This is a genomic window from Amycolatopsis sp. NPDC043885 (assembly GCF_056435685.1).
In genome coordinates this window covers 155,284-169,918 of the sequence record NZ_JBWKEA010000012.1, presented here as the reverse complement: position 1 = coordinate 169,918, position 14,635 = coordinate 155,284, and the positions used below count along the sequence as shown (strand labels likewise).

Annotated in this window: 14 protein-coding genes; 8 read left to right on the top strand and 6 right to left on the bottom strand. The window is 69.0% G+C overall.

Annotation, left to right across the window (positions count from 1 at the left end):
* Window positions 1-31 precede the first annotated feature (31 nt).
* The 3 genes from AC069I_RS29580 (at window position 32) to AC069I_RS29570 (ending at window position 4,482) form a co-directional block, all read left to right on the top strand.
* A complete protein-coding gene (locus AC069I_RS29580) occupies window positions 32-1,834 on the top strand; it encodes a VanW family protein (protein WP_478266877.1) in 1,803 nt (600 codons plus the stop codon).
* Window positions 1,835-1,915: 81 nt separating this feature from the next.
* On the top strand, window positions 1,916-3,127 hold the full coding sequence (locus AC069I_RS29575; protein ID WP_478226494.1) for an MFS transporter: 1,212 nt from the start codon (window positions 1,916-1,918) through the stop codon (window positions 3,125-3,127).
* Between the two features lie 140 nt (window positions 3,128-3,267).
* Window positions 3,268-4,482, top strand: coding sequence for a GGDEF domain-containing protein (locus AC069I_RS29570; RefSeq protein WP_478235709.1), 1,215 nt, complete (start codon window positions 3,268-3,270; stop codon window positions 4,480-4,482).
* Between the two features lie 614 nt (window positions 4,483-5,096).
* Here the strand turns inward: AC069I_RS29570 and AC069I_RS29565 are convergent.
* Window positions 5,097-6,449: a TrpB-like pyridoxal phosphate-dependent enzyme gene (locus tag AC069I_RS29565; protein WP_478226496.1), complete on the bottom strand. Its 1,353-nt coding sequence runs from the start codon at window positions 6,447-6,449 to the stop codon at window positions 5,097-5,099.
* A 77-nt stretch (window positions 6,450-6,526) separates the two neighbouring features.
* Between AC069I_RS29565 and AC069I_RS29560 the strand changes: the two genes are divergently transcribed.
* From AC069I_RS29560 to AC069I_RS29545, 4 genes are all read left to right on the top strand, one after another.
* Window positions 6,527-7,411, top strand: a complete 885-nt coding sequence (locus AC069I_RS29560) for an arginase family protein (RefSeq protein ID WP_478226497.1) — start codon at window positions 6,527-6,529, stop codon at window positions 7,409-7,411.
* Window positions 7,408-8,097, top strand: coding sequence for a dienelactone hydrolase family protein (locus tag AC069I_RS29555; protein WP_478226498.1), 690 nt, complete (start codon window positions 7,408-7,410; stop codon window positions 8,095-8,097). The genes AC069I_RS29560 and AC069I_RS29555 overlap by 4 nt, the downstream gene beginning before the upstream one ends.
* Window positions 8,098-8,179: 82 nt before the next feature.
* Window positions 8,180-8,974, top strand: coding sequence for a PIG-L family deacetylase (locus tag AC069I_RS29550; RefSeq protein ID WP_478226499.1), 795 nt, complete (start codon window positions 8,180-8,182; stop codon window positions 8,972-8,974).
* A 3-nt stretch (window positions 8,975-8,977) separates the two neighbouring features.
* The gene (locus tag AC069I_RS29545; protein ID WP_478226500.1) at window positions 8,978-9,442 is read left to right on the top strand and encodes a YfbM family protein; all 465 of its coding nucleotides are present in this window, start codon (window positions 8,978-8,980) and stop codon (window positions 9,440-9,442) included.
* 85 nt (window positions 9,443-9,527) lie between these two features.
* On the opposite strand, the gene AC069I_RS29540 is transcribed toward AC069I_RS29545, so the two are convergent.
* The gene (locus AC069I_RS29540; protein ID WP_478266876.1) at window positions 9,528-9,935 is read right to left on the bottom strand and encodes a RidA family protein; all 408 of its coding nucleotides are present in this window, start codon (window positions 9,933-9,935) and stop codon (window positions 9,528-9,530) included.
* Between the two features lie 48 nt (window positions 9,936-9,983).
* On the opposite strand from AC069I_RS29540, the gene mtnA reads away from it, so the two are divergent.
* A complete protein-coding gene (gene mtnA, locus AC069I_RS29535) occupies window positions 9,984-10,949 on the top strand; it encodes an S-methyl-5-thioribose-1-phosphate isomerase (protein ID WP_478235044.1) in 966 nt (321 codons plus the stop codon).
* Here the strand turns inward: mtnA and AC069I_RS29530 are convergent.
* Genes AC069I_RS29530 through AC069I_RS29515 form a run of 4 tightly spaced genes read right to left on the bottom strand, consistent with a single transcriptional unit; the run spans window position 10,921 to window position 14,575 of the window.
* A complete protein-coding gene (locus tag AC069I_RS29530) occupies window positions 10,921-11,835 on the bottom strand; it encodes a nuclear transport factor 2 family protein (RefSeq protein WP_478226503.1) in 915 nt (304 codons plus the stop codon). The genes mtnA and AC069I_RS29530 overlap by 29 nt on opposite strands.
* A gap of 57 nt (window positions 11,836-11,892) precedes the next feature.
* Window positions 11,893-13,149 carry a GNAT family N-acetyltransferase gene (locus tag AC069I_RS29525; RefSeq protein WP_478266875.1) on the bottom strand — a complete coding sequence of 419 codons (1,257 nt, stop codon included), beginning with the start codon at window positions 13,147-13,149 and terminating at the stop codon, window positions 11,893-11,895.
* A 17-nt stretch (window positions 13,150-13,166) separates the two neighbouring features.
* Window positions 13,167-13,382, bottom strand: coding sequence for a ferredoxin (locus tag AC069I_RS29520; protein WP_465422237.1), 216 nt, complete (start codon window positions 13,380-13,382; stop codon window positions 13,167-13,169).
* Between the two features lie 2 nt (window positions 13,383-13,384).
* A complete protein-coding gene (locus AC069I_RS29515) occupies window positions 13,385-14,575 on the bottom strand; it encodes a cytochrome P450 (RefSeq protein WP_478235047.1) in 1,191 nt (396 codons plus the stop codon).
* Window positions 14,576-14,635: the final 60 nt, after the last annotated feature.

Below are 14,635 nucleotides of genomic sequence, written 5' to 3'. Positions count from 1 at the left end.
CCGGCTACGCCGGACCGTGGAGGGTGGAGAGTTGCCGCAGGAACCGCGCTGGCCCGAGTCCCACGCTGAGCAGACGGACATTCTCCCGGTCGTCACGCCCGGGTTCGCGGAGTCTGCCACGCCGGAGGAGCCCGCGCCACCGAAGCGCCGTCGCAGCTACCGCAAGGCCGCCTTCATCGGCGGCGGCGTGTTCGGCCTGCTGGTCGTCGCGTACGCCCTCGACGTGCTGGTCTCCCAGGGCAGCGTCCCCCGCGGCGTCACCGTCGCCGGGGTCGACGTCGGCGGGATGGACCGCGCGGCGGCCGAGACGGAGCTCCGCGGCGGCATCGAGCCGCGGCTGACCAGGCCGGTGAAGGTCGTCGCGGGCGACGCCGAGGAGTCGCTGGCGCCGAACAACGCGGGGCTGCGCCTCGACTGGCCCGCCACCCTCGACCAGGCCGGTGACCAGCCGCTGAACCCGTTCACCCGGATCGCGTCGTTCTTCTCGACCACCGAGGTCGGTGTCGTCACGCAGACCGACGACGCCAAGCTCACCTCCGCGCTGGAGAACCTGCGCGACAAGGTCGATCGCGACCCGGTCGAGGGCACCGTGCGCTTCGAGGAGGCCAAACCGGTCGCCGTCGAGCCGAAGACCGGGCAGAAGCTCGACGTCGAAGCCGCCAAGAAGACCATCCTGGAGCGCTGGGCCGGCGGCGAGCCGCTCACGCTCGCCGTCACCCAGACCCCGGTCAAGGTCTCACCGGAGGCCGTCCACGCCGCTCTCGAGCAGATCGCGAAGCCCGCCGTGGCGTCGCCGATGGTCGTCAAGGGCGAGGGCAAGGACGCGATCGTCAAACCCGAGCAGATCGCGGCCGCGCTGACCTTCGAGCCCGTCGACGGCGGCGTGCTGAACCCGAAGGTGGACAACAACAAGATCATCGAGGCCGCGGGCCCGCAGCTGAAGTCCACCGAGAAGGAAGGCAAGGACGCACAGATCGTCTTCGAAGGCGGCAAGCCGACCGTGCAGCCCTCCGAGGACGCCAACGTCGTCGACTGGGAGCCGAGCCTCAAGCCGGTGCTCGACGTGCTCAAGCGCGCCGCTCCCCGCGAGCTGCCCGTGACCTACAAGAAGACCCCGGCCAAGGTGACCACCGAGCAGGCGAACCAGCTCGGCATCAAGGAGGTCGTCAGCGAGTTCAAGACCGGCGGGTTCGCGCCGGACTCGGGGACGAACATCCGGGTCGTGGCGCAGAAGGTCAACGGCGCCATCGTGAAGCCGGGAGAGACGTTCAGCCTCAACGGGTTCACCGGGCCGCGCGGCGCGGCACAGGGTTACGTCGAGGCCGGTGTCATCAAGGACGGCGCGCCCGGCCGCGAGGTCGGCGGCGGGATCTCGCAGTTCGCGACGACGCTGTACAACGCCTCGTACTTCGCCGGTATGAAGGACACCGAGCACAAGGAACACAGCTACTACATCAGCCGTTACCCCGCCGCGCGCGAGGCGACCGTGTTCCAGAACCACAACGGCGGCAGCGTGATCGACCTGAAGTTCACCAACGACACGGACACCGGTGTCGCGATCCAGACCATCTGGACGCCGTCGGACATCACGATCCGGCTGTGGGGCACCAAGAAGTACACCGTCGAGTCGATCCCCGGCGGCCGCACCAACTCGTCCGAGCCGCCGACGAAGCCCGGCCCCGCCGAGAACTGCAAGCCCAGCAACGGCGCGCCCGGCTTCACCACGTCGGACACCCGGGTCATCAAGGACGCCGCGACCGGCCGCGAGATCCGTCGTCACACCAGGAACGTGCACTACAACCCGCAGCCGAAGATCACCTGCGGCACGGAATAGCGGTCCCTAGCGGCGGTTCACCACCCGCGTCCGGAGCGGTACGCTCGGTGACTCACCCGACCTGGCGGGGGTGGTCACCTCGTGGAGTCCAAGGCGACCTTCCGGCAGATCCTCGCGGTCGGCGAACTGCGGGCGATCTGGTTCGCGGAACTCCAGTCGATCCTCGGTGACCAGGTGGCCAGGGTCGCCCTGTCGGTGCTGGTGTTCGAGCGAACCGGTTCGGCGACCTGGCCCGCGCTGACCTACGCGCTCACCTATCTGCCCGATCTGATCGGCGGGCCGCTGCTCGGCGGTCTGGCCGACCGGTTCCCGCGCCGCGCGGTGATGGTCTGCTCCGACGTCGTCCGCGCGCTCCTGGTCGCGGTGCTCGCCGTCCCCGGCATCCCGTTGCCCGTGCTCGCCGCCGTGCTCGTGGTGGTGCAACTGGCGAACGCGCCGTTCACCGCCGCGCAGGCCGCGGTCCTGCCGTCGGTGCTCAGCGGGGATTCCTACGTTCTCGGCCAGTCCCTCATGAAGATCACCAACCAGGTCGGCCAGCTCGCCGGATTCGCCTTGGGCGGCGCGGTGATCGCCGCGATCGGACCGGGCCGCGGGCTGGCACTGGACGCGGTGACGTTCGGTGTCTCGGCGATCGTCCTGCGGCTGGGCGTCCGCGCCCGGGCGGCTTCGGGAGCGAGCGGACCGGCGACGTCGACCCTGCGGCGGCTTTCGGCCGGTGCCAGGACGATCTGGCACGATCGACGGCTGCGCGCGCTGGTCGGGCTGGCGTGGCTGGCAGGGTTCGTGATCGTGCCGGAAGGGCTCGCCGTGCCCTACGCCGCGGAGATCGGCGGCGGCGCGGCGACGGCGGGACTGCTGCTCGCGGCGCATCCCGCGGGGATCGTGCTCGGGGTGTTCGCCTTGGGCCGTCTGGTGCGGCCCGAAGTCCGGTTGCGCATGGTCGGCGGGCTGGCGCTCGGCGCGATCGTGCCGCTCGCGGCGTTCTGGTTCCGGCCCTCGCTCCCCTACGCCGCCGGACTGCTCATGCTGTCCGGGATGTGCGCGGCCTACCAGGTCACCGCGAGCACCACGTTCATGCGGCTGGTCCCCGACACCGAACGAGGCCAGGCGTTCGGCCTCGCCGGGTCGGGACTCATCGCCGTGCAGGGAATCGGGCTGATCGCCGGCGGCCTGCTCGTCGGCGTGCTCGGTTCACCCGCGACGACGGTCTCGGTCATCGCACTCGCCGGTCTCGTAGTGGCTGTTCCGGCCACCCGGGCTTGGCGCCACGTGGCCCCGCTTCACCCCCTTTGACCGGAACGGGGTATTCACCAGTTCTGCCCGCGCATGGAGCTCACCCCCTCCACTTCGCCGATCCGGTCACGCGTGGTGCACCCCCCGCCTACCCATACAGCGTAGTGACACCTAGTATCCAACCGATTACGTTCGTCTCCGTGGCGCTAACGAATTGGGCGCTGTGGCGGCTACCCAACCGCGGCTTGATCGGCTTCGTCCTCCTGGTGGACGTCGCGGCGATCGCCGGATCCGCCTGGTCTTTTCTCTGGATCCCGTTCACTCGGGGCGACGCACTCCCCTTCGCGATCCTGATCGTCAGTGCCGTGGCGTACACGGAGTTGTCGCGTCCGGTCGAGCGGGTGCGGGAACGGTTCGCGGGAACGCCGCACATCTCGCTCGACAGCGTGTGGACGTTCGCGGCCGTGCTGCTGGTGCACCCGGCGCTCGCCGCGCTGGTCATCGCCGTGTCGTTCTTCTACCGCTGGTTCCGCGGGCAGCCGAACCCGTTGTTCCGGCGGATGTTCTCCACCTCGGCGACCGTGCTCTCGGGGTTCGCGGCCGCCGCCTTCCTCTCCCGGTACGCGGCCCCGTTCGACATGCTCCCCCGCGACGTCTCCGCATTCGGGTCGATCGTCGCGGCGGGCGGGGTCTTCCTGCTGGTCAACACCGTGCTCATGACCATCGCGGTGCACTACGGCACACCGCACGAGCGGCTGCGCGACGCGCTGGCGAAGCCGTTCGAATACGCGCTCGAAGCGGCGACGATCGCGCTCGGCGTCATCGTCGCGTGGGCTTTGCGGGACTGGCCGGTGATGCTGCTGCTGGTCGTCGGGATCACGCTGGTGCTGCACCGCGGCGTCCTGCTGCGGCAACTGAAACGGCAGGCGCGCAGCGACGCCAAGACCGGACTGCTCAACGCCAAGGCGTGGCGCGAAGCGGCGGCCGACGAACTCGACCGCGCGCGGCGCGCGGGGCGGCACACCAGCCTGCTGATGGTCGACGTCGACCGGTTCAAACTGATCAACGACCGGCACGGGCATCTGGTCGGCGACCGGTATCTGGCGGCGATCGCGGAAACGCTGCGCACCGAGGTGCGCGGCACGGATCTGGTCGGGCGGTTCGGCGGTGAGGAGTTCGTCGTCCTGCTGCCCGGCACCCCCGCCGTCCACGCCCACGCGATCGCGGAACGGATCCGGTCGAGCGTGGCTTCGCGTGCCGGTGACCTGCCCGAGCACGTCACCGTGTCGATCGGCCTCGCCGACCGGCCGGGCGTGACCGACCTCGACGCGGTGCTCGCCGTCGCGGACCGGGCACTCTATGAGGCGAAGAACACCGGGCGGAACCGGACGTCGGGCTACCAGGTGACCGGCTGACCCTCCCCCACGCGTTTCGTCCTCTGAATGCCCTAAAGAGACCTGACACGCCTGCTCGACTGTCCACAGGGGACACACCTGAGATGACAGTGCTCCACTTGGGCAGTTCGCGGTTTCTTCACTGTCGTGAGTGATAAAGAGGGTTCCAACGCAAGGTCACGTAGCTTAAGTTGATCTTGGGCGAGGTTGACAGGCGGGTGAAGGCCCTGGTCGCGGGTCGGGTTGGTCGTGAGTGGCGTTTCGGGTTCTAACCCGAAACGCCACTCACGACCCCCTCGTGAACTCGCCCCATCCGGGCATCAATCAGACATTGAGCCAGCGAAAATGTCCTTAGTGGACACTGAGAGGCGCAGTCGGCTCCATTCAAGATCAACTTAAGCTCCGTGGCATTGGGTTCCGACGCTCTTCATCACTCACGACCTCAGTCACGAAAGGTACACATATACATGAACCGGGCATTCCAGCGCGGGATAGTGTCTCTTGTGGACAATCAGGACACGGTCGGCTCACGTCGGGCCACGAGGTGACCGGCTGACTCACTTTCGAGTGTCAGGAAAGGGTCGTTCAGGACGAAAAACGTCAGGAACGACCCTTTCATGACATCCGCCTGAGGACTAAGGGAGGCCGGCGAGGGACTTCTCGAGGACCTCGTCGGACAGCGCGTGGTCGGAGATGTCGCCCGCCAGGTACGCGCCGTACGCCGGGAGGTCGAGGTGCGCGTGCCCGCACAGCGCGGTAAGAATCACCTTCTCATCCCCGGTTTCCTTGCACCGCAACGCTTCCTGGATGCACGCGGCGAGCGCGTGAGTCGGCTCGGGCGCGGGGATGATGCCCTCCGCGCGGGCGAACCGCACGCCTGCCGCGAAGCAGTCCTCCTGCCCGATGGCGACCGCGTCGATCAGCCCGAGTTCGTAGATATGCGAGATCAGCGGCGACATCCCGTGGTAGCGCAGGCCGCCGGCGTGGATCGGGTCGGGGATGAAGTCGTGACCGAGCGTGTGCATCTTCAGCAACGGCGTCAACCCGGCGGTGTCCCCGAAGTCGTACGCGTACTTCCCACGGGTGAGGGTCGGGCAGGCGGCCGGTTCGACCGCGCGGATCACCGGGTCCATCCGCCCGGCGAGTTTTTCGCGCAGGAACGGGAAGGCGAGCCCGCCGAAGTTGGATCCGCCGCCGGTGCAGCCGACGAGGACGTCCGGGGTGTCCCCGGCCAGTTCGAACTGCTTGAGCGCCTCTTCGCCGATGATCGTCTGGTGCAGCAGCACGTGGTTGAGCACGCTGCCGAGCGCGTAACGCGTGTTCTCCGCCCGCGCCGCCTGCTCGACCGCCTCGCTGATCGCGATGCCGAGGCTCCCGGTCGAGTCCGGGTCCGCGGCCAAGATCGCACGGCCGGATTCGGTCAGCTCGGACGGGCTCGGATGCACCGTCGCGCCGAAGGTCTCCATCATCAGCTTGCGATACGGCTTCTGGTCGAACGAGGCGCGGACTTGCCACACCTCACACTCGAGCCCGAAAGTGGCGCACGCGAACGCGAGCGCGCTCCCCCACTGCCCGGCGCCGGTTTCCGTGGTCAGCCTCGTGACACCCTCCGCCGCGTTGTAGAACGCCTGCGGGACCGCGGTGTTGGGTTTGTGCGAGCCGACCGGGCTGACACCCTCGTACTTGTAGTAGATGCGAGCGGGAGTGCCGAGCGCCTTCTCCAGCCGCCTCGCGCGGAACAGCGGCGACGGCCGCCAGAGCCGGTAGACGTCGAGGACCTCTTCCGGGATGTCGATGTATCGTTCGGTGCTGACTTCCTGGGCGATGAGCGCCTGCGGGAACAGGGGCGCGAGATCGTCCGGGCCGACCGGTTCACGGGTGCCCGGATGCAACGGCGGCGGTGGCGGCTCCGGCAGATCCGGGACGACGTTGTACCACCTGGTCGGCATGTCCGCTTCGTCGAGGATGTATTTCGTCCGCTCCGCCATTGAGCCTCCTCTGTCCGTCCCCTTCAACCTAAAGGGACGGACGGCGTCGCACCAGGCGTCACTACTACGGTGGGGGCATGGGGAATTTCGTACTGCTCGACGCACCGTCCAATCTCGGACTGCGCCCGCCCGCCGAAGGTGTGGTCCCCGGCTGCTACAAGGCTCCAGGCGCGCTGCGTGACCACGGCCTGCTCACCCGTTTGGGCGCGAGGGACGGCGGGGTCGTCACCCCGCCGCGGTATCTGCCCGCTTGGTCGCCCGGCAGCGGCGTGCGCAACGCGGCCGGGATCGCGACCTACACCGCGGCCCTCGCCGGACGGCTGGCGAAGATCCGCGCGGACGGCGGCTTCCCGGTGGTACTCGGCGGCGACTGTTCGATCGCGCTCGCCGCCATGCTGACTCTGCGTCGCGAAGGACGCTTCGGCATCGTCTACTTCGACGGGCACGACGACTTCCGGCATCTCGGCAATTCCGACCACGTCGCCTCGGTCGGCGGTGAGGCCCTCGCCGTCGTCACCGGCCGTGGCCAGCCGGAACTGGCCGATGTGGACGGTCTGGGTCCTTACGTCCGGGACGAAGACGTCCTCGTGCTCGGAGTCCGTGCGGAGGAGTCCGCCGAGGCGCGGGAAGCCGGGCTTCGCGTCGTCACGAGCCAGGAGATCATGGCGTCCGGCACCGGCGGCGCGCTCGCCGCCGCCCGCGAGATCTTCGCGCCGCTGGACGGTTTCTGGATCCACATCGACATCGACACGCTCGATCCGGAATTCGTATCCGCTGTGGACAGTCCCGATCCCGGCGGGCTCAGCCCGGACAACCTCGTCGAACTGCTCCGCGGCCTGCTCGCCATCCCCGGCGCCGCCGGGCTGGAGCTGACCATCTTCGATCCCGACCTCGACCCCGATGGCACACAGGCCGCCCTGGTGGCGGACTGCCTCGTGCGCGCACTGGAAGGAACCCGATGACCAAGGTCACCGTCGCCGACGGCTCGTTCGACGCCCCGCTCTGGCTGCCCGAATCCGGCTCCGGCCCGGGTCTGGTGCTGATCCAGGAGATCTTCGGTCTCGACGACTACCTCAAGTCGGTCGCCGCCGACCTGGCCGCCCTCGGCTATGTCGTCGCCGTGCCCGAACTGTTCTGGCGGATCTCCCCCGGCTGGTCGGCCACGCACGACGAAGCCGGGGTCTCGGCCTCGATGGCCGTCGCCGGCCAACTCGACCCGGCACGCGCCGTCGGTGACGTGCTCGCGACACTCGCGACGCTGCGCGGGCTGCCCGAAACCGAGGGCCGCGCGGGCGTCTTCGGCTTCTGCCTCGGCGGTTCGATGGCCTTCGCGGCCGCCGCCGAGGGCGACCCGGACGTCGCGGTTTCGTACTACGGCTCGCGCGTTCCGGAGCAACTTCCCTTGCTGGACGAGATCACCTGCCCGATCCAGTTCCAGTTCGGTGGCGCGGATCCCTACATTCCCGTCGAGGGGGTGCGGAAGCTGGCCGAGGCGGTGGCTTCCCACGACGGGGCGGAGATCCACATCCACGAGGGCGCGGGGCACGCGTTCCACAACCATGTGGCGCCGATGTTCCATCAGCCGGAGCCCGCCGCGGCGGCTTGGGCGCTGACGCTGGAGTTCCTCGGGCGGACCTTCCCCGCGTGAGCTCGCGCCGACGGCCGGATCCGCACCACAGATGGCCGGCGATCTCCGGAATATGTCGGTGCCTCCCGGTAGTTTCACCACCATGGCCACATTGGTGAGTTTTCACGCCCACCCCGACGACGAGTGCATCGTCGCGGGCGGCGTCATGCGCAAAGCCTTCGAGGAAGGTCACCGTGTCGTGCTCGTCGTCGCGACCAGGGGGGAGGTCGGCGAGGTGCCGGACGGTTTCCTCGACGACGGAGAGGAGCTGTGGCAGCGCCGCGTGCAGGAGACGCACGCTTCCGCCGAGGTCCTGGGGGCCAAGCGGGTGGAGTTCCTGGGGTACACCGATTCCGGCATGATGGGCGAGCCGCGCAACGACGTGCCCGGCACCTTCTGGCAGGCCGACGTCGAGGAGGCCGCGCAGCGCCTGGCCGCGATCCTGCGCGAGGAGCAGGCCGACGTCCTGACCGTCTACGACGACAACGGCGGCTACGGGCATCCGGATCACATCCAGGTGCATCGCGTCGGGATGCGGGCGGCCGAGCTGGCGGGCACGCCGCGGGTCTACGAGGCGACCAGCAACAGTGACGAGATGCGCCGCGGCATGGAGGAGGCGGTGCGGACCGGGCAGATGAAGGCGGAGGATCTTCCCGATTTCGAAGACGGCTCCGAGTTCGGCAAGCCGGAAGCCGTACTGACGGCGAGGGTCGACGTCACCGCGTACCTGCCGTACAAACGTGCCGCGATGCGCGCGCACGCCAGCCAGATCAGTGAGGATTCGTTCTTCCTCGCGATGCCCGACGAGACCTTCGCGCAGGCGTTCGGCGTCGAGTGGTTCATCCGCGCCGGGCAAGGGCCGGGCATCACCGAGACCGACCTGATGGCGGGTCTCTGACCGATGGGCATGTGCGGGGCGTACCTGCGGGTCACGCCGGACGAGTTGCGTGAACTGACCGAGGAGCCCGAGCGGTACTGGGCGTATGCCGAAAAGGCCGCCGGAACCGAGCGAGCGGTGGACATCGACAAGGCGTGGAACGCGCTGTGGTTCCTGGCGGGGCGCGCCGGGTTCGAAGTCGATTTCGTACTGGGCGGGACTTTGCTGGGGGAAGCGGACAGTGACGGGCCGCCGCGGCATTTCAGCGCGGAGGAAGTGCGGACGATCTCGGCGGAGATGGCGCGGACGGGGTTCGATCGGCTCTCGCAAGGCGTCGAGCTGTCGGATCTCGAGGCCGAGGGGGTCTACCCGTCGATCTGGGACGAGCCCGACGCGCTGGATTACGTGCGCGGGTACTACGACGAACTGGTGACCTTCTTCGCCGGGGCCGCGAAGGCCGGAGAGCCTGTCGTCACGATCATCACCTGACGAAGGCAGCGGTCCGTGAAGGCCTCCTTGACTACCCTGAGGGTAAGGAAGGGGGCCTTCACGGAACTTCGCAAAGCCAGCGAGATCAGGCCGTGGCGGCGGTGACGTCGAGCTCGACGAGCTGCCCGGGATACCCGAGCTGCGCGACGCCGAGCAGGGTGCTCGCGGTGGTGAAGGCCTCCCCGATCTCCGACTCGACGAACCGGTCCCACACGGCCGAGAGCACGTCGGCGTCCGGCGTGACCACGTAGATCACCGTGCGCACCACGTCGGCCGGGGTCGCCTTGGCGAAGGCGAGCGCGGCGGCGGTGTTCGCGACGACCTGGTCGACCTGGGCGAGCACGCCGCCCTCGACGACCTTGCCGTCATCGGCGAGCGGGCACTGGCCGGCGAGGTGGATGTCCCGCCGTCCTTCGACGATGGTCACGTGGTGGTAGGTGGGCGTGGGGTGCAGACCGGGCGGATGGTGGCGTTGAATGGTCACGAGCCGCATCCTCACCGAGGCGGTCGCGACGGGACAACCGGATTTCACGGGAGAGCCATGCGCAGAACGATCGACTGGACCGGTGGCGCGGTCACGATCATCGACCAGACCGTCCTTCCCGCCGAGTATCGCGTGCTCGAACTGCGCACGGTCGGCGAACTCGTCGACGCCATCCAGCGGCTGGCGGTGCGCGGGGCACCGGCGCTCGGCGCGGCGGGGGCGCTCGGTGTCGTGCTCGCCGCCCGCGCCGGCGGCGACGTCGAGGCCGAGGCGCACCGCGTCGCCCAGGCCCGGCCGACGGCGGTCAACCTGAGCTGGGGTGTCTCCCGCGCCCTCGCGAAGCTCCCGGACGGACCGGAAGCCGTCCTCGCCGAAGCGCTGGCGATCCTCGACGAGGACGAGCGGATCAATCACGAAGCCTCCCGGCTGGCGGCCGGAGTGGTGCTCGAACACTGCGGGCGGCGGCCGTTGCGGCTGCTCAGCCACTGCAACGCCGGCCACCTCGCCACGGTCGCCTGGGGCAGCGCGCTCGGCGTCGTCTGGCATCTTCAGGCACGTGGCCTGGTCGAGTCCGTGCTGGTCGACGAAACCAGGCCGCTGCTGCAGGGCGCCCGCCTGACCGCGTGGGAACTGGCCGAAGCCGGTGTCCCGTACCGGATCCAGCCCGACGGCGCGGCCGCCGCCGCGATGAGCCGCGGCCTGGTCGACTGCGTGCTCGTCGGCGCCGACCGGATCGCCGCCAACGGCGACGTCGCCAACAAGATCGGCACCTACGGGCTGGCGATCGCGGCGAAGCACCACGGAGTCCCGTTCGTGGTCGTCGCCCCATCGTCCACTGTGGACAACGCGATGCCGGACGGCGCCGGGATCGTGATCGAGGAGCGCGATCCCGGCGAAGTCCTGGGTTTCGGTGGCACGAAGGTCGCTCCCGAAGGCGCCGAGGTGTTCAACCCGGCCTTCGACGTGACGCCGTTCGAGCTGGTCACCGCGGTCGTCACGGAGCAGGGGGTGCTGCGCCCGTGAGCAGCTTGGTGAACAGAGCGGCCGTTTCCGCGTCGTCGTAGCTCAGCGGGAGCGTGTCGAAGTAGTAGCGGAGAGGGCCGGATCCGGTGCCCACGACCATTCCGAAGTCGATCGTCCGCCCCTTCGCCCGCACGGTCCCGCGGTACTCCTGGAACTTCGTGTGCGGACCCGCCGCCGCCTGATCGGGTGCCAGCCGGACGTCGGTCATCGCGCCCGAAAGCCTGCCGAGGTAGGCGAGATGGCACACCGGGTCCGTCACCGGCGCGGTCAGCCCCGGGCCGGTGAAGGCCGGGCCCGGTCGAGGACAGTTGTCGCCGATACCGGCGAAAAGCTCACGAAGGCCGTCGTTTTCGACCGGACGGAACCATTCCGTCCGATCGTGATAGCGACGGCCTTGGGTGACCTCGCCGTCTTCGAGCACCACCCGGTAGACGGCCGGGTACCGCACCATCCGGCCGTGGATCACCGCTTCGTTGGCCGCCTCGTAGAAGACGGCGTCGCCGTTCACCACGATCTTCACCGGGGTGAACCGGAACGTCGGGAACGCGCCGAGCAGGGTGCGCAGGTTGTTCTCGATATTCGCCCTGCCTTGGATCGGCGCGGCGCTGCCCGATTCCGCGAGCGTGCCGTCGGCGGCGAAAATGGTGCCGTACAAACGAACGCGGGCTTCCCGCGCCTCGGGGGTGTCCGAACGCATCGCCCCGAATTCGGTCTGTTCGGTGATGAAGGCGCAGGCGGACGGCGACACCGCGCCTTCGACCAGGTCTGCGAGTTGCTTCGGCATCGAGCAGTCCTCGGTCGTCTCAGCCACCGCCGCCCCGCTTCCCATCACCGTCGCCCCGAGGAGTACCGCCGCCACACCAAGGAATCTCTTGATCTTTCGCACCAGGTCACCTTGGCAAGAGCGACCACGCGAAGTCGATTACCCGCCAGGTAATGCCGGCTAGAAGGATTCGAGACAGGACGGCTCGCGGTCGGTGGCGAACGCGGCCGTCGCCCGGGAAACCGCGCCGGCGGCCCGCTCCTTGATCCGGCCCGCGGCGGCCAGCGTGCTGGGCCTGGTGCCACCGAGGAAGATCGCGCCGAGGTCGTCCACGCCCAGCTCGAGATCCGGCGCGTCCTCCACGCGCGTCACCTCTGCGTTCCCGACGGCATCGGTGACGAGCCGCCAGTTCCCGGTGTTCCAAGGACAGAAGGTGTCGCGGACGCCGAACACCAGATCCACCGGAGCTCCGTAGCGCCGGGTGACGAGGCCACGGTCGACGTCGACCAGCCGGAGCCACAAGGAGTCACCGGCCGACCTGGTCATCTTTCGGGGGTCGGCGAGCAGATGGACGAGCGGCTCGTCGAGCGCCGCGTTCAGCTCTATCGTGCCGATCAGGTCATAGTCGAGCAGGAAGCGGTACAAGGTCGCGTACGTCCGCGGCGTGGTCGCGACGAGTTCCTGCAGGCTCAGCGTCCCGCACGGACCTTCCTCGTCCCAATCGCTCTTCACCCGGTAGATCGCGTAACCGTCCGGCAGGACGGCGAACTTCATCCCCGACGAGCCCTTGTGCCGGACCTCGCGGTCGTCGAGGTTGAAGTTCCATGCCGATTCGGGCCGGTCGAGCGCGCCGACCCGAAGCGGCGCCTCATTCTCGTAGATCGCTTTGATCAGCGGGCTCGCCTCCGCACGGGTGATTTCCCGCACCCGCTCGGTTTCGAGTTCGACGCCGGGCCGGAAGGCGGACTTCGCGCGCACCTTCGCGCGATGGAACTGCGCCGCGAGCCCGTAGCCGAAGCGGGGGTAGATGGTCGCTTCGGAGGCCCACAACGCGGCGATCGGTTCACCGCCGTCTTCGTGCAGGCCGTGCAACTGCGCCCGCATGACCCGCGTGAGCGCGCCCCGCCTGCGGTGCCCCGGCGCGACGGCGACCGACGTCACCGCGGCGAGCGGCGTCTGCCCGGCACCGGGAACGGTGATCTTGCGGGTGAGCAGTTCCCCTGTCCCGATGAGGTCGTCGCCGTCGAAGACGCCGTGTGAACGCTCGGGTTCGAAGACCAGCGCTTCGCGGAACCGCATGCCTTCCGTGTCGTCGGTGAGGAACGCTCGCGCGAGCATCGTGGCGAACGCGGGCAGGTCGTCGGTGGTCAGGGTGCGGAGGGTCAAGCCGTCATCGCTCACCCTGTCGTCGTACGCCTCTTCACCGACGACCGCCACGCATTAAAGAGCGGTCATCAGGGCCGCGGCCCGATCACCTCACCCTTTTCCGTCACCTCGATGGCCATCGCGGGGCATGAATCCGCCGCGTCGAGCACCGTCTCGTCCGGCTCCACCTCTCCCGTGACCACCGTCGCCGTGGCGCCTTCGAGCGCGAAGACCTCCGGCTTCAGCGCGGCGCACATCCCCGAGCCGATGCACGTATCGCCATCGACGTCGACTTTCCAGCTCATGCTCACCATCCGATCGGCATGGAGCGGGGCCCCCGCACCAGCATCTGCGTCTTCCACACGATATCGCCGTCGAGGTGCAGTCCGGGGAGATCTCGCAGCAACGCCCGCAAGGCCTCCTGCAGTTCCAGCCTCGCCAGCGGGGCGCCGAGACAGTGGTGCACGCCGTGCCCGAAACCGAGGTGAGGATTGGACTCCCTGCCGAATTCGAGGGTGTCCGCCGACGTGAACTGGAGCGCGTCCCGGTTCGCGGCACCGATCGCGACCATCACCGGCTCGCCTTCCTTCACGAGCACGTCACCCACCTGGATGTCTTCGGTGGCGTAGCGGGCGAACCCCGCCCCGGCACCCAGGGGGATGAACCGCAGCAGTTCCTCGACCGCGGCCGGGATCAGGTCCAGGTCCGCGCGGAGGCGGACGAGCCGGTCCGGCTGTTCGAGCAGGGCGTAGACGAAGTTGGGGATCTGGCTGGCGGTGGTCTCGTGCCCGGCGATCAGGATGCCGATGCACATGTCGACCAGTTCCAGCTCGCTGAGCCTGTCGCGGACGTCGCGCGCCTCGATCAGCGCGGTCATCAGGTCGTCCTGCGGCTCGGCGCGATGCTGCTCGACGAGCACGTGCATGTACGCCCGCAGCTCGTCCTGGTTGGCCATCATCTCTTCGGTGGTCAGCGGGCTGGTCGACAGCGCGGCGTCGCTCCACACGCGGAACTTCGGCCGGTCCTCGACCGGGACACCGAGCAGCTCGCAGATCACCGCGACCGGGATCGGCAGCGCGTAGTCCTCGACCAGGTCGGCGGGCTGCCCCTTGGCCTTCATGTCCTGGATCAGGCCCGACGCCAGCTCGGCGACGCGCGGCCGCAGCAGTTCGACGCGGCGCATGGTGAACGCCTTCGCGACCAGCGTGCGCAGCCGGGTGTGATCCGGCGGGTCCATGCTCAGGATCCCGCCGGGCCGCCTGCCCGGCGCCATCCGCGGCTCGTCCCGTTCCGCCGCCATCGCGCGGGAGAAGCGCCGGTCGCCCAGCACGAACCGCGCGTCGGCGTACCGGGTGGCCAGCCACGCCGGCTCACCGTGCGGAAGACGGACCCGGAGCATGCCCTTGGTGGCGCGGGCCGCCGCGTACGCCTCGTTGAGTTCGAGCCCGGCGTCTTCGTTGAAGGGATAGGAGACGAATTCGGTGTCTGTGGTGGTCATTTGTCCGGAAACCCCCCGGCTCGGCGGTTTGTAAGCAACTGCTTACAACGCTAACCATGA

Coding starts and splice junctions, on each gene's coding strand:
- AC069I_RS29555 (WP_478226498.1), top strand. CDS start 7,408: ATGACCAAGGTCACCGTCGCCGACGGCTCGTTCGACGCCCCGCTCTGG.
- AC069I_RS29550 (WP_478226499.1), top strand. CDS start 8,180: ATGGCCACATTGGTGAGTTTTCACGCCCACCCCGACGACGAGTGCATC.
- AC069I_RS29560 (WP_478226497.1), top strand. CDS start 6,527: ATGGGGAATTTCGTACTGCTCGACGCACCGTCCAATCTCGGACTGCGC.
- AC069I_RS29565 (WP_478226496.1), bottom strand. CDS start 6,449: ATGGCGGAGCGGACGAAATACATCCTCGACGAAGCGGACATGCCGACC.
- AC069I_RS29515 (WP_478235047.1), bottom strand. CDS start 14,575: ATGACCACCACAGACACCGAATTCGTCTCCTATCCCTTCAACGAAGAC.
- AC069I_RS29520 (WP_465422237.1), bottom strand. CDS start 13,382: ATGAGCTGGAAAGTCGACGTCGATGGCGATACGTGCATCGGCTCGGGG.
- AC069I_RS29545 (WP_478226500.1), top strand. CDS start 8,978: ATGGGCATGTGCGGGGCGTACCTGCGGGTCACGCCGGACGAGTTGCGT.
- mtnA (WP_478235044.1), top strand. CDS start 9,984: ATGCGCAGAACGATCGACTGGACCGGTGGCGCGGTCACGATCATCGAC.
- AC069I_RS29540 (WP_478266876.1), bottom strand. CDS start 9,935: ATGCGGCTCGTGACCATTCAACGCCACCATCCGCCCGGTCTGCACCCC.